Origin of the sequence: Acrocarpospora corrugata, from assembly GCF_009687845.1 — a bacterium.
Taxonomy (GTDB): domain Bacteria; phylum Actinomycetota; class Actinomycetes; order Streptosporangiales; family Streptosporangiaceae; genus Acrocarpospora; species Acrocarpospora corrugata.
Genome location: NZ_BLAD01000052.1, coordinates 32,744 through 51,206, shown reverse-complemented (window position 1 = coordinate 51,206; position 18,463 = coordinate 32,744). Strand labels below are relative to the sequence as shown.

18 protein-coding genes are annotated in these 18,463 nt (G+C 68.9%); 9 read left to right on the top strand and 9 right to left on the bottom strand.

Going from position 1 to position 18,463, the window contains the following annotated elements:
* The first annotated feature begins 71 nt into the window (after nucleotides 1-71).
* The 4 genes from pdxR to Acor_RS18450 all read left to right on the top strand — a co-directional run bounded on the left by pdxR (nucleotide 72) and on the right by Acor_RS18450 (nucleotide 5,108).
* Nucleotides 72-1,493: a MocR-like pyridoxine biosynthesis transcription factor PdxR gene (pdxR, locus tag Acor_RS18465; protein WP_155337924.1), complete on the top strand. Its 1,422-nt coding sequence runs from the start codon at nucleotides 72-74 to the stop codon at nucleotides 1,491-1,493.
* Nucleotides 1,494-1,610: 117 nt separating this feature from the next.
* The gene (locus Acor_RS18460) at nucleotides 1,611-2,489 is read left to right on the top strand and encodes an RpnC/YadD family protein (protein ID WP_155337923.1); all 879 of its coding nucleotides are present in this window, start codon (nucleotides 1,611-1,613) and stop codon (nucleotides 2,487-2,489) included.
* A gap of 113 nt (nucleotides 2,490-2,602) precedes the next feature.
* The gene (locus Acor_RS18455; protein WP_155337922.1) at nucleotides 2,603-3,568 is read left to right on the top strand and encodes a tyrosine-type recombinase/integrase; all 966 of its coding nucleotides are present in this window, start codon (nucleotides 2,603-2,605) and stop codon (nucleotides 3,566-3,568) included.
* A gap of 244 nt (nucleotides 3,569-3,812) precedes the next feature.
* Complete coding sequence (locus Acor_RS18450; RefSeq protein ID WP_155337921.1) at nucleotides 3,813-5,108, top strand: hypothetical protein; 1,296 nt, start codon at nucleotides 3,813-3,815, stop codon at nucleotides 5,106-5,108.
* Between the two features lie 177 nt (nucleotides 5,109-5,285).
* On the opposite strand, the gene Acor_RS18445 is transcribed toward Acor_RS18450, so the two are convergent.
* Nucleotides 5,286-5,666: a winged helix-turn-helix transcriptional regulator gene (locus tag Acor_RS18445; protein WP_155337920.1), complete on the bottom strand. Its 381-nt coding sequence runs from the start codon at nucleotides 5,664-5,666 to the stop codon at nucleotides 5,286-5,288.
* A gap of 194 nt (nucleotides 5,667-5,860) precedes the next feature.
* On the opposite strand from Acor_RS18445, the gene Acor_RS18440 reads away from it, so the two are divergent.
* Together Acor_RS18440 and Acor_RS18435 are read left to right on the top strand one after the other, a co-directional pair.
* Nucleotides 5,861-6,781 (top strand): NADP-dependent oxidoreductase, encoded by a 921-nt coding sequence (locus Acor_RS18440; protein WP_246238735.1) that lies wholly within the window; start codon nucleotides 5,861-5,863, stop codon nucleotides 6,779-6,781.
* Between the two features lie 32 nt (nucleotides 6,782-6,813).
* Nucleotides 6,814-7,578 carry an SDR family NAD(P)-dependent oxidoreductase gene (locus tag Acor_RS18435; protein WP_155337918.1) on the top strand — a complete coding sequence of 255 codons (765 nt, stop codon included), beginning with the start codon at nucleotides 6,814-6,816 and terminating at the stop codon, nucleotides 7,576-7,578.
* Nucleotides 7,579-7,924: 346 nt separating this feature from the next.
* Here Acor_RS18435 and Acor_RS18430 read toward each other — a convergent pair whose 3' ends face one another.
* Both Acor_RS18430 and Acor_RS18425 read right to left on the bottom strand, forming a co-directional pair.
* Nucleotides 7,925-8,515 (bottom strand): DedA family protein, encoded by a 591-nt coding sequence (locus Acor_RS18430; protein WP_155337917.1) that lies wholly within the window; start codon nucleotides 8,513-8,515, stop codon nucleotides 7,925-7,927.
* A gap of 19 nt (nucleotides 8,516-8,534) precedes the next feature.
* Nucleotides 8,535-8,762: a hypothetical protein gene (locus Acor_RS18425; RefSeq protein WP_155337916.1), complete on the bottom strand. Its 228-nt coding sequence runs from the start codon at nucleotides 8,760-8,762 to the stop codon at nucleotides 8,535-8,537.
* Between the two features lie 155 nt (nucleotides 8,763-8,917).
* Here Acor_RS18425 and Acor_RS18420 point away from each other — a divergent pair, with 155 nt between their 5' ends.
* Nucleotides 8,918-9,556 (top strand): TetR/AcrR family transcriptional regulator, encoded by a 639-nt coding sequence (locus Acor_RS18420; protein WP_155337915.1) that lies wholly within the window; start codon nucleotides 8,918-8,920, stop codon nucleotides 9,554-9,556.
* Between the two features lie 656 nt (nucleotides 9,557-10,212).
* Here the strand turns inward: Acor_RS18420 and Acor_RS18415 are convergent.
* On the bottom strand, nucleotides 10,213-11,190 hold the full coding sequence (locus tag Acor_RS18415) for an ArsR/SmtB family transcription factor (protein ID WP_155337914.1): 978 nt from the start codon (nucleotides 11,188-11,190) through the stop codon (nucleotides 10,213-10,215).
* Between the two features lie 294 nt (nucleotides 11,191-11,484).
* Between Acor_RS18415 and Acor_RS18410 the strand changes: the two genes are divergently transcribed.
* Nucleotides 11,485-12,687, top strand: a complete 1,203-nt coding sequence (locus tag Acor_RS18410) for an MFS transporter (RefSeq protein ID WP_155337913.1) — start codon at nucleotides 11,485-11,487, stop codon at nucleotides 12,685-12,687.
* Here the strand turns inward: Acor_RS18410 and Acor_RS18405 are convergent.
* Nucleotides 12,681-13,100, bottom strand: a complete 420-nt coding sequence (locus Acor_RS18405; RefSeq protein WP_155337912.1) for a hypothetical protein — start codon at nucleotides 13,098-13,100, stop codon at nucleotides 12,681-12,683. The genes Acor_RS18410 and Acor_RS18405 overlap by 7 nt on opposite strands.
* 117 nt (nucleotides 13,101-13,217) lie before the next feature.
* Complete coding sequence (gene gad, locus Acor_RS18400; protein ID WP_155337911.1) at nucleotides 13,218-14,567, bottom strand: glutamate decarboxylase; 1,350 nt, start codon at nucleotides 14,565-14,567, stop codon at nucleotides 13,218-13,220.
* A gap of 201 nt (nucleotides 14,568-14,768) precedes the next feature.
* Here gad and Acor_RS18395 point away from each other — a divergent pair, with 201 nt between their 5' ends.
* Nucleotides 14,769-15,929, top strand: a complete 1,161-nt coding sequence (locus tag Acor_RS18395; protein WP_218034354.1) for an MFS transporter — start codon at nucleotides 14,769-14,771, stop codon at nucleotides 15,927-15,929.
* Here Acor_RS18395 and Acor_RS18390 read toward each other — a convergent pair.
* Genes Acor_RS18390 through Acor_RS18380 form a run of 3 tightly spaced genes read right to left on the bottom strand, consistent with a single transcriptional unit; the run spans nucleotide 15,913 to nucleotide 18,448 of the window.
* On the bottom strand, nucleotides 15,913-17,112 hold the full coding sequence (locus Acor_RS18390) for a TolB-like translocation protein (RefSeq protein WP_155337910.1): 1,200 nt from the start codon (nucleotides 17,110-17,112) through the stop codon (nucleotides 15,913-15,915). The two genes, Acor_RS18395 and Acor_RS18390, sit on opposite strands and share 17 nt — an antisense overlap.
* Nucleotides 17,109-17,621, bottom strand: coding sequence for a SigE family RNA polymerase sigma factor (locus tag Acor_RS18385; protein ID WP_155337909.1), 513 nt, complete (start codon nucleotides 17,619-17,621; stop codon nucleotides 17,109-17,111). Before Acor_RS18385 ends, Acor_RS18390 begins: the two co-directional genes overlap by 4 nt.
* A gap of 50 nt (nucleotides 17,622-17,671) precedes the next feature.
* A complete protein-coding gene (locus Acor_RS18380) occupies nucleotides 17,672-18,448 on the bottom strand; it encodes a putative protein N(5)-glutamine methyltransferase (protein ID WP_155337908.1) in 777 nt (258 codons plus the stop codon).
* Nucleotides 18,449-18,463: the final 15 nt, after the last annotated feature.

The window sequence follows — 18,463 nt, the reverse complement described above, 5'->3', positions numbered from 1 at the left end:
CTTTAGAGGGACGATTGGCTGAGTGTAAGGTCCAATATTGGGGGAGCCGACTGGGCCAATTGGAGGATCGGGTGGAGATTCGGGTCAGCCTCACCGGGCGCGGGGACTTGGCGGCCCAGATTTACCGGGAGTTGCTGGACGCGATCCTGGACGGGCGGCTGCGGTCGGGGGAGCGGCTGCCGCCCTCCCGGGAACTCGCCGGACGACTGGGTGTGTCGCGGAACACAGTGACCGTCGCCTACGACCGGCTCGCCGCCGAAGGGTTCCTGGTGGGCAAGACCGGGGCCGGGACGTACGTGTGCCCTCGGCACCTCATTCACGAGCGTCCCCGGGCCGCGCCCGCTGGGCGGGGGGTCCGGTCTCGGCCGTTGTGGGAGTCGCTGGCCGGCGAAGCCGTACCAGAACCGCCGGGAAACATCCGGTACGACTTCCGGTCCGGCCTGCCCGACCCCGGCCTGTTCCCGCTGGAGACCTGGCGCCGGCTGATCTCCCGCGAACTGCGCCGCGCCGACCTCCCCGGCTACGCCGACCCCGCCGGGCACGCCGGCCTGCGCGACGCCATCGCCCGCAGCGTCGGCGTCTCCCGGTCGGTGCACGCGGGCGCCGACGACGTCCTGATCACTCAGGGCGCCCAGCAGGCCCTGGACCTCATCGGCCGCGTCCTCATCGAGCCCGGCGACCGGGTCGCCGTCGAGGAACCCGGCTACCGCCCCGCCCGCCGGCTCTTCCGCTCTCTCGGCGCCCACGTCACCGGCGTCCCCGTCGACGACGAGGGCCTCGACGTCGACGCGCTCCCCGATGACGCCCGCCTGGTCTACGTCACGCCCGCCCACCAGTTCCCGCTCGGCGTCCCCATGTCCCTGCGCCGCCGCGCCGCCCTCCTGGCCTGGGCCGCCCGCCACGACGCCGTCATCGTCGAGGACGACTACGACAGCGAATACCGCTTCGAGGGCCGCCCGCTGGACTCCCTGCAGAGCATCGACGCCTGCGGCCGCGTCATCTACCTGGGCTCCTTCTCCAAAACCCTGCTCCCCATGCTCCGCCTCGGCTTCCTGATCGCCCCCGCCTCCCTGCGCCCCGCTCTCCGCGCCGCCAAACACCTCACCGACCGGCACGGCGACCAGGTCGCCCAAGGTGCCCTCGCCACCCTCATCGACGAGGGCCTCCTCTCCCGCCATATCCGCAAAGCCACCCAGGAGTACGCACTCCGCCGCACCGCCATCATCACCGCCCTGCGCACCCGCTTCACCGGCCTCCTCGACCTCATCCCCTCGGCCGCCGGCCTCCACCTGTGCACCCGCCCATCCCCCGGCGCCAACCCCGACCTCGAAACAGCCCTCTCCCGCGCCCACCATTCCGGCCTCGCCCTCACCGACCTCGCCCCCTCCTACGCCGACCACCCCCACCCTGGCCTCATCCTCGGCTACGGCCTAATCCACCCCACCGACATCGACAAAGGCATGTCCCTCCTGGCCGAAGCTTTCAACGCATAACAATCCCACGAACGTATAGACATCCTCGGCCACTTTATAGATAAATAGAGGTCCTATATACTAGGAATGATTTGTAGTTCCTGAAATTGATTGCATGTCTTTAGTAATCTTCTGGCCATGGTTAGTTCCCTCCACGAGGGTCTTGCCGGTATCGCCACACTCGACCCTGGCCATACCGCAGACGCCCTCCGAGCTCTTTTCGAACTCCCCGTATCATCGACCGACCCCGCCCGTGTGCTCTCCGGCAACCTGACCGAATGCACGCCAAGCGAATATCGCGCGGACGCCGCACTGCTTTACGGCACCGAGCCCAACCGTTTCGGCGTCATCGTCGAGGTTCAGCTCAAACCCGACCAGGACAAGCGCATGAGCTGGCCCGCCTACATCACCAACCTCCGCGCCCGCGACGAATGCCCCACCTGCCTGGTGGTCATCTGCCCCAGTCGCCGCACCGCGAAATGGGCATCCCAGCCCATCGAAATCGGCCACCCTGGCCTGACCCTGGTGCCTCTGGTCATCGGTCCCGACAACACACCGGTTTACACGGAGGTCGCCGACGCCGTCGGCAACATCGGCCTGGCCAGCATCGCCGCCATCACCCAGAGCAAACATCCGCAGATCAACGAGATCCTCGCGACACTGACAGCCGCCTGGAACGTACTCGGACAACCTCTCGCCGAACGTTACGCTAGGTACGTCCTCGTGTCCTTGACGGGCGAACCACAACGAGAACTGGAGAGACTCATGGCCGCCAAGACCTACCCATACCAGGGTGCCTACACCGAGGGCCTCCTGGCCCAAGGCAAGGCTGAAGGCAAGGCTGAAGGCGCGATAGAGAAGGAAGTAGCTATCCTGCTGATGATGTTGGACTCCCGGAGCATCAAGCTCTCGGAAGACCAGCGCCAGCGGATCGTCACATGCAAGGACGAGGCCCTACTCGATTCCTGGGTCAAAAAGGCCATATTCGCGAACGCGGCCGACGAGATCTTCTCCTGACCTCGAACCCTCCCTGCTCGCGGTTTCCGCGGATCGATCAGCGTTGAGGTGTCTCCCCGGGATGCGGCTCCCGGGGAGGCCCCTTTCGGGGTGATGATCAGTAAAATGCTCGGGTGACGACGGTTCCTGAGCGCATCATCGAGGGCACGGTTGCGGGTCTGGGGGATCTGCCGCCGTTGCTGGATCGGCTGAAGAAGGCGTGGCTGGTGTCGTTCACGTCGCCGCATACCCGGGCCGCGTATGGAACGGATCTGGATCAGTGGTTTGCCTTCTGTGCTGATCATGAGCTGAATCCGTTGCAGGCGGTGCGGGTGCATGGGGACGCGTTCGCCCGCTGGCTGGACGCGGGGCCTGCGCCTACCGCTCCTCGCACGCTTGCCCGGAAGCTCTCCGCGATCTCCAGTTGGTACGGCTACGCGACCGAAGAAGGCGTGCTCGCCACCAACCCGTTCGCCAAGGTCCGGCGGCCCAAGGTCGAGCGATTCCAATCGGAAACCGTGGGCCTGACCGAAGACGAGGCCAGGGACATGGTGGCCGCCGCCGACGCGGCCCCAGGCCTCACGGGCGCCCGGACGGCCGCCTTCATCCGGCTCATGATCGAACTGGGGCCACGCGTATCCGAGGCGCTTGCCGCCACGATCGCCGATCTCGGGCACCAGCGTGGCCACCGGACACTCCGAATCGTCGGCAAGGGCCAGAAGACGCGGGTACGCAACCTGCCGCCAGCCACCGCCGCCTCCATCGACGCCTATCTGGAGTCCCGCGCGTCGGCCGCCGGAATTCCGGTCGCCGAACTCACCGGCCCGTTGTTCGCGACCGCCTCCGGCCGACCACTGGACCGTACCGACGCCTACCGGCTGGTCATCCGGGTCGCCAAAGCCGCGGGCCTGGCCGCCAAGGTCACCCCGCACTCGCTGCGGCACACCTTCGCCACCGTGGCCAGCGACCGCGGCGCCTCGGTCAAGCAGCTCCAGCACGCTCTCGGCCACGCCAGCTCCTCCACCACCGACATCTACATCCACACCCGCGACCAGCTCGAACGCGACCCCTCCCAGGTGGTCGCGGCCGTCATCGGCTGATGACCGCCCTGCTGGCGCGAGGAACTCTTTGAGCACGATCGCCCATGGAGGCGACGACTGGGGCGCGGCGGCGATGGCCAGGGACATCGTCGCCCCCTTCGCCCGCTGAGAGCTACGAACGGAATGGGGCCGCACTTCATTGGCCCGGTGTATCGATGATCATCACCTGAGCGGCGCCGGATATATCCCGATCATTTCGTTGGCGATCTGAGCGGTCCAACGCGGTTTGGCATAGTCTCGCCGCGTGTCCGATGAGCTTGGCCATGTGATCGACCTCTGCGACCGGGGATCGTTCTCTGAAGTCTCCGCGTTCGTGGGGCACCTCAGCGCCGAACGCCCCGGGGAGCCGTTTCCGATCCTTCTCGACGCGCTGGTCCACGCCCGTCAGGCCGAGGCCGCGACGGCACGCGAGCTGATCGACCATGCCATGCTCCTCTCCTCTCCCAGCTCCGACTGCCTCGCTCTCGCCAGCATGATCTTCCGTGAACTGGGCGACACCACTCAGGCCATCTTGTACGGCTTACGCGCGACCAACCTGAACCCCCAGGACTGGCGGGGACACGTGGCACTGGCCCGCGCCGCGGCAGCAAATCACCGGCACGAAGCCGAACGCGCCGCACGCCGGGCCATTGGACTCGCCCCGGACGAGGCTTCCGCCCACCTGGCTCTCGGCGAGGCTCTGCTGGCTTACGTGCCCGGACGCAAACACGCCCGCGCGGAAGCCGTCGCCGCCCTGGAACACGCCGCCGAGTTGGATCCCGACAACACCGGGATCCAGAAGGCACTGGCGAAAGCCCGTCCAGGCAAGGAGATCTCCGCCCGGTTGGGCTGCTTGACGCTGCTCGCCCTGATTGCCGCCTACGTGGCTGCTCGAGTGCTCTTCGAAAAGGCGGGGGATGGCGTAGCCCTCCTGCTGGGAAACGAGCCAGATAGCGAGCATTCTGCCCAAGGCCTGCTGATCATCGCCGCGATCGCAGCCCTCATCTGGGGTCTTGTACGCCTTATAAGGGTAAATATCAGAGCAAAACGGAGAGGCGACCGGCTGATCGTGGCGATCGGCCGAAGAAGAGAACTTTCGCGCGCCCTGCACTTGGCCGACGAGGAGAGTTTGCGCATTAAGGCCACTGATGCGGCTGCCGCTTTCTGCCTGATGCCCATTCTGCTAACAGGATTCCTCGCCGCCAACGCCGCAGACGGCACCCCTCAGCCGACTTACGTCGCTCTCCTGTCACTTGTCGGCGTGATCGGCCTATCGATCATCGGCTGGTGGGCCGTGCGGTGGTGGTTCGGGCCGCGCACGCTACAACGAGCCTTGAGGACCAGCCGGATATTGAGCGCCTGCCTGCTGATCAGCTACCTCATCATGATCGGTACCACGCTCCTCAGCTGGGCCGAGGTGACCGACAAGACGTTATGGATCGCGCTGATGGTGCTGTACTGCGCCTGGTTCTTGGCCGGCTTGGGACCGATAATCCTCGCCGAACGTCTCAAGCGCCGCCGCGGCAGGAGCGGACACGGCTTCACGTCAGCGGCCGGATGACCCTCGCAGCCGGCCTGGCGGTCGGTGGAGTTCAGCGGCAGCCGGGCCCACCAGCGTTCGGTGAAGGTCTTGATATGGCCGGGGCAGAAAGAATCGCGGATGGGCTGCAGCGCCGCGGGATCGTCGCAGGTGGCGAACCCGTTGGTCGGGTGAGTGGTGGCCGCGCCAGCCCTCGGGTCATCGGGCGTCGAAGGCCGTTCTTGAGTCCAGGATGCCGGCGGCGTTGTGCTCCGCCCATCCGGCCAGGGCGCGGACGACCTCGAGCAGGCTGACCCCGCGCGGGGTCAGGGCGTAGTCGACTCGCGGGGGTTTGGTGTCGTGGACGGTGCGCGTCACCAGGCCGTCTCGCTCCAGCCCTCGCAGAGTCGCGCTGAGCATGCGCTGGGTGATGGGCTCGCTCATCCGGCGCAGCTCGTTGAACCGCCGGGTGGTGTCGCCCAGCTGGCAGATGACGACCACCGACCACTTGTCGCCGATCCGTTCGAGCACGTCACGGATCAGGTCGCGGCCCTGCTCGCACAGGTCGGCGTCGGCCGCTCCCACGATCGGATACGCCATGTCCCCAGTGTACGAGAGGTACCAGGTACCGCCTGGAGTGGTTCTCCCGGTGATACCTGGGCACGTCGAAGTGCTCTCTTGCCGCGTCCGACACACCGATGCGAGGGTACGAAACGTACCTGGTATCAAAAGAGAACCATCGGGGAGCTGGGGTTTTGCGAGCAATTGGTTTCTATGAATTCGGGGGGCCCGACGTGCTGCGGGTCGTCGACCTGCCGGAGCCGCACGCCGGGCCCGGTGAGGTCCGGGTGCGGGTGCGTGCGGCCGCGGTGAATCCGGCGGACACGCTGCTGCGCTCCGGCGCGCAGGCGCGGGCGTTCGCCGGGGTGCCCGGCCCGTACGTACCCGGAATGGACATCGCCGGAGTGATCGACGAGATCGGCCCGGGAACGGAGACCGAGCTGTCCCCGGGTGAGCCGGTAATGGCAATGGTGATGCCGCTCGGCCCGGCCGCCGGCGCTTACGCCGAGTATGTGGTGTTGCCGGCCGGCTGGGTGGTCCGCGCACCGGCGGGCACCGATCACGCGGCGGCGGCGACGCTGCCGATGAACGGGCTCACCGCGCAGTTGACGCTGGACCGGCTGGCGCTCGCCCCCGGCTCGGTCCTCGCCGTGATCGGAGCCGCCGGGACACTCGGCGGCTACCTGGTCCAGCTGGGCAGGCACGCGGGACTGACCGTCGTCGCTGATGCCGCGCCCGCCGACGAGGCCCTGGTCCGCCGGTCCGGCGCGGCCGATGTCGTGGCCAGGGGATCGGACGTCGCCGGACGAATCCGGGCCCGCTATCCGGATGGCGTGGACGCGATCGCCGACACGGCGCTGGCCGGGCCGCGCCTTTTCGAGGCGGTACGTCACGGCGGCGCGTACGCCCGATTCCGTAGCGCCGATGAACCCGGCGGCCACGAGCTCGACGGCAGCGGCGGGATCTCCCTCCGGGCGATATTCGTCCCCGACTACGCGGGGCGGACGGACAAGCTGCACCAGATCCGACGGCTCGCCGAGTCGGGCGTCCTCACCCCGCGCGTCGCGACGACCCTCCCCGGCGCCGAGGCGGCCGACGCGCACCGGCGGCTGGAGGCCGGCGGTCTCCGCGGCCGGCTCGTGCTCACCTTCTGACCTCACCAACCCGTACTGACAAAGGAGTAGTCGTGTCCGCACGTTTCGCAGAGAAAGTCATCCTGATCACCGGCGGCACCTCCGGCATGGGCCGTGCCGTCGCCGAGCGGGTCGCGGCCGAGGGCGCGAAGGTCGTCCTGGCGGCCCGCGGCAAGCAGGCCGGAGACGCGGTGGTGGCCGGCCTGCGCGCCGCCGGACGGGAGGCCGTCTTCGTCCCGGCCGATGTGACGGTGGAGGCTGAGGTGGCGGAGCTGGTCCGGCAGGCGGTGAGCCGGTACGGCCGGCTCGACGGCGCGTTCAACAACGTCGGCGCCGCCACCGCGGCCGGCTCGGTGACCGACGTGGACGGCGACGCCTGGCACGCTGACCTGGCGCTCAACCTCAGCAGCGTCTTCTTCGGCCTGAAACACCAGATTCCCGCGCTGCGGGCGAGCGGCGGCGGCGCGATCGTGAACAACGCCTCCATCCTTGGCGTCACAGGGCAGGCGGGCATGGCCTCCTACAGCGCCGCCAAGCACGGCGTGGTCGGCCTCACCCGGTCGGCGGCGCTCGACACGGCCGCGTCCGGCGTACGGATCAACGCCCTGATCACCGGCGGCGTCGACACCCCGCTGCTGCGTGCCAACATGGGCCCGACACCAGAGGAGTCCCTGCGCGCGGCCGGGGCGATGCACCCGGTCGGGCGGATCGGACAGCCGGAGGAGATCGCGGCCTTCGTGGCGTTCCTGCTGAGCGACGAAGCCAGGTTCATTACGGGAGCCGCGCTCGCGATCGACGGCGGAATGTCCGCCGGCTGACGAAGGATCCCGACAGCCGCCACGATGCTCGGCTCAGACGAGTTCGCTCTCGCCAGCATAACCTTCCGTGAACTGGGCGACACCACTCAGGCCATCTTGTACGGCTTGACAACTCCTAATGAAATAGGCGAGTCGCTGGGTCGATCGCCGTTATCCAGCGCTGTTGACGCAGGTGATGCTTCTCACCGCGCCGGTGCCAAGGGCGGGCCATTCTGTTGGTGTTCCTAGGATCCGCCGAGAATTAAATTGGCGCCCACAAAAGGGTTTATCGAGGTCAGAGATCTGGAACCTACGGGTTAATTCTCTGCAAGTCCTAAGCCGCGGCAGGAGGAGACACGGTCTGACGTCAGGGGCCGGATGATCCCCGCAATCGGCGGACGATGGTGACGATGACGGTGACGGCCAGGGTGGTGAGGCCGAAGGCGACCAGGAGTGGGATAGGGATGAACTGACCGCCCAGGTAGCCGAGCAGGACGGCGGGGACCGCCCACAGTGTTTCGGCGGCCAGTGCGGACAGGGCGTAGCGGCGCCAGGGGTAGGCCCGCCGACCGGCGGTCACGGCCGCGACGGTACGGCCAGCTGGCAGGTAGCGCGCGGCGATCAGGGTGAGCACGCTGTGCCGCAGGAGGCGTGCCTGCCAGGACGTGGCGGCCACGCGGGGACGACTGGGGGCGGCCGACGCGGAATGGCGCAGGTGGGCCAGGCCGCGGGCGACGTTCCGGCCGAGCCGGTAACCGCCCAGGTCCCCGGCCCAGGCGCCGACGACCCCGAAGGCCATCAGGCCGATGACGGTCAGCTCACCCTGGGCGGCCAGGGCACCACCGGTGATCAGCAGCGTGCCGGAGGGGAGGACCGGCACGAACAGGTCCAGCGCCGCAACTACACCGACTGTCAGGTACGCCAGCAGCGGAGCGGAGGGAAGCGCGAGATCGAGCATGACGGCGTCGTGACCGGATTCAGCTGCCGACCGCGATTAGCTCCGGCTTGCCTGTGCCGGGCCTGGCCGCGATGCGCTTGCCCGCGCCGTGCTTGCCCGTGACGGTTTCGGCCGTGACGGCTTTGGCCGTGACGCGCAGCGGGGCCCGGTGGGTGACGATGCCGGCGGCGGTCACGGTCGCGCCCGAGGTGAACAGGGTGATGATGTCTTCGGGGGAGGCGTCGTCTGTGTCTTTCGCGCTGTCCATCGCCGCTCTCCTACACCTCAGGCAACTGACCGGTCGGTCGGTAAGCGTACCTTGCTAACCGGCCGGTAAGCAAACGTGCAACCAAGCGAATAGACTCCAGGGAAGACCAGGCCATGTGAGGATCAAGGAGAGGAACGGCGAGGAAGGCGGAACATGTGGGCGGCACCCGGCGCAGGGGTAGCGACAGGCGGGCCGAGATCCAGGACGTCGCGGTGGACCTGTTCACCGAGCGCGGATTCGACGCCACGTCGATGCGTGAGATCGCCGAGCAGCTCGGCATCACCAAGGCCGCCCTCTACTACCACTTCGCCAGCAAGGAGGCCATTCTTCTCGGCTTCCTGCAGGAGCACCTGGGAGCGCTCGACGAACTCCTGGACTGGGCCGACGGGCAGCCGCCGTCCCCGGAGCGCTCGTGCGAGATCCTGAGCCGATGGCTCGCCCTGAGCACCCGGCGCGGACTGCGGACCATGCGGTTCGCGGCCGTGAACCAGACCGCCCTGCGCGCCGCAATGCCCGCGGGCCAGGACGGCGTGTTCCAGCGGATCGAGCGGGCCACCCTGCTGATCCTGGGCCCCTGCGCGCCCCTACAAGATCGCCTGCGGATCCGGCTGGCCCTGCTCAGCCTGCACACCACCGTGCTGGCCGCCCGGGGCACCGAGGCCGACGACGCCGACATCCTCGCCACCGCGATCCAGGCTGCGGCGCTCCTGGTCGGCGACCTGTTCCCCGCCCCGGAACTTCCGAAGCCCCCGGCCGAGCGCCGAAAGGGCCACCTCACTCATTTTCCCGAGTAGGAGTGGACCTGTGCGCCGACGCCGAACAGCGCTTTCATTGTCGGTGGGAGAACACCGGGCGCGGTGCCCAGGTGGACGGCCAGGACACCGCGCCACCCCGGCAGCCTGACCACGTCGGCCCGGCAACCTGACCGCGCCGCTCCGGCAACTTGATCGCGTCGGCCCGGCAACCTGACCGCGTCGGTCTGGCAACTTGATCGCCCCGGCCGTGCGATAAGGGCTTGCGGAGAATTCACCCGTTAATTCATAGGTCTCTGACCTCGGTGAACCCTTTGTGGGCGCGCAAGTTAATTCTCGGCGGATCCTAGGAACCACTAACAGAATGGGCCGCGCGTTCTTGGTGCCGGCGCGGCGAGAAGCATCACCTGCGTGAACGGCGCTGGATAACGGCGACCGACCCAGCGACTCGCCTTTTCGGTTGGGAGTTGTAAGCCCGGCGCGTCGAAGAAGCGCAGGCGGCACCGGTGATCTGTCGGACCGGTGAGCGAAGAGGAGCTGATCGCCTGTTTCGAGGAGATCGCTCCGATCGTGGAAAAGCTTGCGGCGGCCACCCGGCAACCGGCCTGCCGCGTCCGAAGGTCGAACATCGGGTCGCCCGGTGACCGGCTACCCGTGATGGCGAGCCGGGGCGTTACCGGTGGTGGCGAGCCGGGGCGTTACCGGTGGTGGCGAGCCGGAGCGGTCACCAACACTTGGCCCGGTTCGGTCCAGTAGTACAGGACGGATCGTCCCGATCTGCGGCGCTGGACCAGGCCCGCGTCCAGGAGGATCTTGAGGTGGCGGCCCACCGAGCCCAGGGGCTGACCGGTCAGCGCCACCAGGTGAGAAGTGCTCTTCGGGGTGTCGAGCAGCATCAGGACGGCCGCGCGGCCCGCGCCGAGCAGCCGCGCCAGCGCGTCAGGAACCGGCGCGGGATCGGGCTCGGCCAGCGTGCCCGAGCAGGGGTAGACGACGCAGAAGCGCCGCCCGCTGCTCCAGGAGACCCACCCCCATCGAGGCGTGACCGGTACGAACATCAGCTGCGCGTTCCGCACATCCCGCGGCGGATTGTCCAGCGTGTTGATCTGGAGCCGGTTCTCGCCCAGCCACCGCATGCCCTGGCGCATGTCGTCCAGCGCCGCCGCCCAGCCGCCCTGACCCAGCCGCGAGGTACGGGCGACAATGTCGGCCTCCAGGATGCGCTGCCGTTTCGGCCAGTAACGCTCGACGGCTTCCGCCCACACCCATTCCAGCAGGTCGGCGGCCCGGTCGGCGAGGTCGTCGCGGCGGAGCGCGGCCGGGAGAGGGCGGCGCAGGCACACCTCCAGGTCGGCGTGGACGACCTCGGGAGGCGTGTTCCGCACTTTGGCGACCTCATCCAGGAAGCTGGGGGCGCCGTCGCCGGGCGGGGTCGGGGTGAGGAAGTCGGCGATCCAGCTCCGGCCGAACGCCGCCTGGAGCAGCAGTGCGGTGATCGGGTCACCGGCCAGCCTGGCCTGGTAGGCGGGCAGATGTGCGGCCAGCCACCGCTGTTCGGCCGGATGCCCGGCATGGGCCTTCCGCAGGGCGAACATACAGGCCGTGGTCTCGGCCGCGACTGAGACCACGAACCGGCTGCCCGCCATTGTGTCCGCGTTGACCTGCCACAACCCCATCGATCGCCTCCTTGCGAATCAATGCCGCCCTGCCGCAACCCATTGGTCGCCTCTCGGCGGAATGCCGGCCTGCGGCGAATCAATGTCGGCCTGCCGCAACCCCGTCGGTCGCCTCTCGGCGGAACGATGTCGGCCTGCCGCAACCCCGTCGGTCGCCTCTCCGCGAATCAGGGCTGGCCTGCCGTAGGCCCATTGGCCGCCTCTCCGCGAAACCATGCCTGCCGCAACCCTGTTGGTTTCGCCTCCCCGCGAAACAATAACGCCCTTCCTGGGGTGGCCCGGAGACTGCCCGGCATGCGCACCTACCGGGAGCTTTTTCGCGTACCCGAATTCACCCCCCTGTTCACCCTCGTATCCGTTCAGATCGCCGCGTCCACCGTCAGCGGGCTGGCCCTGGGCGTGCTCGTGTACCGCGCCACGGACTCGCCGCTGCTGTCGGCGCTCAGCATGTTCGGCCCGTCCTTCGCGCAGATGATCGGCGCGATGGCTCTGCTGTCGGCCGCCGACCGGGTGCCGCCGCGGGCCGCCCTGACCGCTCTCGCCGTGGTCTTCGGCGTGGGGACGGCGTCGCTCGCCGTTCCCGGCCTGCCCCTCTGGGCGATCTTCACGATCATCTTCGCCCTGGGCCTGGCCGCCTCCCTCGGCGGTGGCGTGCGCTTCGGGCTGCTCAACGAGATCCTGCCCAGGGACGGCTTCCTGCTCGGCCGCTCCACGATCGGCATGTCCGTCGCCGTCCAGCAGATCGCCGGGTACGCCGTGGGCGGCCTCCTCGTCACCCTCCTGACTCCCGCCCTCACCCTGCTCACCGGCGCCGGCCTCTACCTGCTGGCCGCCCTCATCGCCCGCCTCGGCCTGACCCGCCGCCCGGCCCGCGCCGGCGGCCGCCCCTCGATCTCCGAAACCTGGCGGACCAACCGTCTCCTCTGGTCCGCGGGGTCCCGCCGCTCCATCTACCTGGCCCTCTGGGTGCCGAACGGCTTGATCGTCGGCTGCGAGTCCCTTTTCGTGTCCTTCGACCCCGTCAGAGCCGGGCTGCTGTTCGCCGGCACCGCCCTCGGCATGCTCGCCGGCGACGTCGCGGCCGGCCGTTTCATCACGCCGTACTGGCGGCTGCGGCTGGGCGCCCCGCTCCGCCTCCTGCTCGCCATCCCGTACCTGATCTTCCTGGTCGATCCGCCGTTCCCTGTCGCCCTGGCCGCCGTGACCCTCGCCTCGATCGGGTTCTCGGCCAGCCTGCTGCTCCAGGAACGCCTGCTCGCCCTGACCCCTGAGTCCGTCTCCGGCCAGGCACTCGGCCTGCAATCCTCCGGCCTGCTCACCATGCAGGGTGTCGGTTCCGCCGTGGCGGGCACGATCGCCCAGCTCACCAGCCCGGCCACCGCGATGGGTTTCATGGCGGTCGCCTCCGTGGCCGTCACGCTGGCGCTGGCCCCCGGCCTCAGGCCGCCGTCCGAAAGGCCGCCGGTCGAATCACGAGTCCCGGACGCCGCTCACTGAACCGGGGTGCGCGGATCGGCCGCACCTACGAGCTCGGCGGCCGGTCGCGGTTGAGGAACCCGGCCTGACCCGGCTGTCTGGCCCCGGCTGCTCAAGATGATCGGCAACGCCGCCATGGCCGGGGCCAGGGTGAACAGGATGACCGCCAAGACCGGACTGCCGTCGTTCTCGATCGCCGCGAAGATCGCCGCCAGCGCGTACGCGGCGACGGACAGGGCCAGCAGCGCGGGGACGGCCTTCCAGCGGGTCCAGGTCGCCGCGAAGGCGAGCAGGACCAGGAGCTGGGCGGCGAGCATGGCGAGGACCGAGCGGTAGGTGCCGTCGGGGGCGTCGTCGGTGAGGTTCTGGACGGAGACCAGCAGCCACGGCGCGACCGTGATCAGGCCTAACGCGGAACACCAACGACGAGGCATGGGCACCATCCAAAGCGGGGCGGAATCGCCACCATTGGGTGAGTATTACCTACCGAACCCGACAAAATCGAGTGCCTGCCGGGGCCAGGGTGGGACAAATCCTATTTTGGGCCTTTCCTAATGGTGGAAGCTGACGTGCGGGCGTTTGGCGGGGGCGCCGATCAGCTGCTCGACACCCCAGCGAATGTCCTGGGCGAGCAGGGAGATGACGTCCCGGCTGATGCCGTGCCGGACGAGCACCCGCTGCACGACCGTTTCCTGCCGGTCGGGCGGCAATGGGTACGCGGGAACCTGCCAGCCTTTGATGCGGAGCTGGAGAGAAAGGTCATAAAGGGAGAATCCCGCGTCGTCCGTGGTCGTGTAGCAGACCGCGGGAAGGCCGCCCTCGCCGTCGTACAGAAGGGTGAAAGGGCCCATCCGCTCGATCTGTCCGGCCAGGTGGGCGGCGGTGTCCAGGCAGACGCGCTGGATCGCGGTGTAGCCTTCGCGGCCAAGCCGCAGGAAGTTGTAGTACTGGGCGACGATCTCCCCGGCGGGACGGCTGAAGTTCAGCGCGAAAGTCGGCATTTCGCCGCCCAGGTAATCGACCCGGAAGATGAGTTCCTCCGGCAGCAGGTCGGCCGAGCGCCAGACCACCCAGCCGACGCCGAGCGGGGCCAGGCCGTATTTGTGGCCGGAGGAATTGATCGACGCCACCCGGGGAATTCGGAAGTCCCATTCCAGGTCGGGCTGGACGAAAGGGGCGATGAATCCGCCGCTGGCGGCGTCGATGTGCAGGGGGATGTCCAGCCCGGTGTCGGCTTGGATGGCGTCCAGTTCGGCGGCGAGTTCGGCGACAGGTTCGTAGTCGCAGGTGAAGGTGACGCCGAGGATGGCCACGACGCCGATCGTGTTCTCGTCGACGTGGGCGCGCAGCTGTTCCGGCCGCAGGCCGGTCGCGCCGGGTCGCAGCGGGACCTGCCGGAGTTCCACGTCGAAGTAGCGGGCGAACTTCTCCCAGCACACCTGCACCGGGCCGCACACCAGGTTGGGACGCCCGGTCCCATGCCGCTTGCGCCAGCGCCACTTCAGCGCCAGCCCGGCCAGCATGGCCGCCTCGCTCGATCCCGTCGTCGAGCAGCCGATCGTCCGGGCGCCGCTCGGGCTGTGCCACAGGTTGGCCAGGATGTGCACGCACCGGGACTCGATCTCCGCGGTCTGCGGGTACTCGTCCTTGTCGATCATGTTCTTGCTGACGCAGTCGTCCATCAGGCGGTGGACTTCCGGTTCCGTCCAGGTCGTGCAGAAGGTGGCGAGGTTCTGGGAGGAGTTGCCGTCGAGAGCCAGTTCGTCGCGGATCAGGGCGTACACCGTGCGGGGGTCGCTGGGGCCGTCGGGGATGACCAGCTTGGGCAGGGATCGCCGGCCGAGATGGCCGGAGTAGATGTCCTCGAACTCGTTCTCGGCGCGATCGGTGGCATGCAGCATCACCCGGTCTTTCCCGATCTTCGCCGCCCGCGCGCCGGGTTGACCGAAAACAACACGCGCTTTCCCGGTATTTGAGACGCGCCGGTCCGTCAGCTGGGCGGTGATTCGTGCCGATACTGACTAGTCTGCGATGCTTCTCGCCGCGTATGCTGCCGTTCGGTGGAGATGTCCCGACCGTACAACGATGGGGGATTTGTGTCCGTGTTGGGTTCTCCCTGGCGATTTTCGGTTGTCCTGGCGTATGCCGCGTTCATCCTGGTCGGCCTGGGCACCGGCGTGAGCGGTGTGCTGCTCCCCGCGCAGATCGACGACTACGGCGTGGACAAGGCCACCGTCGGCATCACCTTCTTCGCCTTCTCGGCGGGGTTCATGCTCGCCGGAGCGTCCTCGGGCGCGTTGATCCACCGGCTCGGGACGCGGATCGCGCTGGCCGTGGGCGGCGGCGCGTTCGTGGCGGCGGCCCTGTACACGGCGATCCGGCCGTCCTTCATTGGGCTCATCGTGGTCCAGCTCTTCGTGGGGTACGGCACGGGCCTGCTGGAGTCGGTGCTCAACACCTACCTGACCGGACTGCCTTCGGCCACGACGCTGCTCAACCGGCTGCACGCGTTCTTCGGGGTGGGGGCGCTGCTGGGGCCGTTGCTGGCGGCCTGGCTGGTGGGGTTCCTGCCGTGGACGGCGGTGTGGCTGGTGCTGGGGCTCATCGCGGTGCCGCTGGTCATCGGGTTTCTGGTCGTGTTTCCGCGGCGGGAGGTCGCGGCGGCGGGCGAAGCCGTACAGACGCGGTTATTGCCTACGGTTCTGCGCAGCCCGGTCGTGGTGCTGGCGTCGGTCTTCCTCGCGGTGTACGTCGGGCTGGAGATCGGCGTCGGGAACTGGGGGTTCACCTTCCTGGTGGACGAGCACGCGCAGGTGGACCTGGTCGCCGGGTACACCGTCAGCGGCTACTGGCTGGGGCTGACGCTGGGCCGCTTCCTGATCAGCCCGATCGCGGTCCGGTTCGGGGTGGGGCCGACCGGGATCACCTTCGGCTGCCTGGCGGGGGTGACCGCGTCCGCCGCGCTGATCTGGGTGGCGCCGGGGTACGCCGTGGCCGCCGTCGGGTTCGTGCTGCTGGGCTTCTTCCTCGGGCCGATCTTCCCGACCGCGATGGCGGTGGTGCCCAACCTGGTCCCGGATCGGCTGGTGCCCACCGCGATCGGCGTGATGAACGGGGTCTCGGTCGTCGGCGGGTCCGTGCTGCCGTGGATGGCCGGGGCCATCGCGCAGAGCGTCGGCGTCTGGACGTTGATGCCGTTCGCCATCGTGCTCGGGCTGGTGCAGGTCGGCATCTGGCGAATGATCGTCAGTCGATCGCGGTGAGGTCCACCACCACCATCCGGCCGTTGAGCCGGTAGAAGAGCACCGGCGCGTTGTAGGGGTGCAGCGAGGTCTGCTCCAGCAGCGAGGACGCCTGCCTGGTGCCGGCCTTCTCGCGGATGCCGAGGTCCGCGGTGTCGCCGGTGGCGAGGTCGTACAGGAAGACGCGGACCGTGTCGTCTCTGGTGGTCAGGGTTTTGAACCGATCGAGCACGGGTGCGTGGTCATAGGACAATCCGGGCATCTGATGCGCCCCGGAGCCGTCCCGGCGGCGCGCCTCATTCGTTGAGGCCTGCACGCACCAGACCAGCAGGCAGTCCCATGGCGAGGCGCTCTCGTCGGGGTCCTTGAAGCGGCCCATCCGCTCGCCGGTCAGGACGTTGACGATGACGTCGCCTCTGGGCATGTAGCCACGCGCCATGGGGGGCTGCGGGTATGCGGCCCAGGGCCACTGCATGAGGTGGAGCCTGTCCGTGCCGGGCATCAGGGCCAGAACGCCGCCGGACATCGGAACCGTGTAGACGCCGCCCTTCCGGCGCGACAGGTACAGCTTCCCGCCGGCGACCGCCATCAGATCGATGTCGCCATATTTCATGGTCTGATTGATTGAGGTGACCTTGCGGGCGGTTCCGCCGCCCACCGGTACGGTGAAGATGTCCAGCATGCCGCCCGGCCCCACGGTGAACCAGAGGAGCTGGCCCGCCGACATGGTCACATAGGAGGTGTGGTCGGTCCCCGCGGGCGCGGCGAACGTGATGTGCCTCCTGGCCTGGCCGGTACGCAGGTCGTACGCCCAGAAGCCCGGCTTGGGCCCTTCACCCGTTCTGACCAGGAGCGTCCGGTCGTCGAGGAACACCTGCGGAGCGAACTCCAGGCCGTTTTGGAGCTCCAGCGGGAGCGTATGGACGGCTCCTGGCCAGATCTCCTTCAACGGGCGAGGAGGCGCGGGCTTCGGTGGCAGCACGACTGTCCGGTCCGCGGGTTCCGGCCCGGCGGCGGACAGTTTCTCGATCAGGAACGTCGACCCGCCGACCAGCGCGGCCACCACCGCGGCCGAGACCAGCGCCACCCCCCACCGGCGGCGCGGACGCGCCGGGGCGGAACGCAGGAACCGGGACGGGGGCGGCGGCTCCGCCTCCACGGACATGTCGGCCAGGGCCTCGCGCAGCAGATCCTCGATGTTCATCCGAACTCCCTCACCGCGTCCAGTTCCGGAGCGATCTTCCTGAGCCGCTTCAGCGAGCGGTGAACCTGGCTGCGCACCGAACCGACCCGGAGCCCCAGCACCCGGGCGATCTCGGTTTCCGACAGGTCCTCGAAGTAGCGCAGCACCAGGATGCTGCGCTGCCGCGCGGTCAGCCGCGCCAGCGCCGCCCGCATCACCACCCGTAGGTCGGTCACGTCGGCGTGCCCGGCCCCGATCCGGTCGGGCAGGTGCTCGGTGGACACCTCGCTGACCCGCGACCGCCGCCGCCACGAACTCACCTGCTCGTGGTACATGACCCGGCGCACGTACCCCTCCACGGCCGCCGGGTCGCGCAGATCGGCCAGCTTCGCCGCCGTCTTCGCCAGCGCCGACTGGACCAGGTACTCGGCGGCGTGCCTGTCCCCGGTCAGCAGGTACGCGGTGCGGAACAGCGCACCGGAGCGAGCGACGACGAACTGCTGGAAGTCCGCCTCAAACCCTGGATCCACCCGGTCCTCCTCGCCGTGTCACCAACCAAGGACGCGGCGGACCCGTGAATCTATGCCACCCCGATGGGGGTTCCGATCACGACGGTGGCGTCCAGGTCGTCGGAGCCGGTCACCAGGGGGACCATGCCGCCCGCCGCGACCGCCTCGGCCGTGCTGCCGGCCTGCCGGGCGCTGGTCTCGACCAGCAGCCGCCCGCCGGGGGCGAGCCAGCGCACCGCCTGGGCGGCCACCCGGCGGACGACGTCCAGTCCGTCGGCCCCGCCGTCGAGGGCGACTCTCGGCTCGTGCACCCGGGCCTCGGCCGGCAGCAGGCCGATCGCGTCGGTGGGGACGTAAGGGGCGCTCGCCACCAGGATCCCGACTCGCCCCCGCAGGTCCGGCGGAAGCGGGTCGTACAGGTCGCCCTGGTACACGGGAGCGTCGAGATTGCGCCGCGCGCACCGCACGGCGAGCGGATCGATGTCCACCGCGTGCAACTCGACCTGGCCGAGCGCGGCGGCCAGGGCCGCGCCCACCGCGCCGGAGCCGCAGCACAGGTCCACGATCACGTCCCGGCCGGCCGCCAGCGCGAGCGCCTGCGCGACCAGGAATTCGGTACGGCGTCGCGGGACGAACACCCCGGGATCCACGGCGATCCGCAGACCACAGAATTCCGCCCAGCCCAGGACATGTTCCAGCGGGAGCCCGGCGACCCGCCGGTCGACCATACCCGCGAGATCATCGGGGGTGGTGGCGGTGGAGACGAGCAGCTCCGCCTCATCCTCGGCGAATACGCAGCCTGCGGCGCGCAGCCGGATGACGATGGCGGGCAGAGTGAGAAGCGACATTGAGCAACCTTCCGG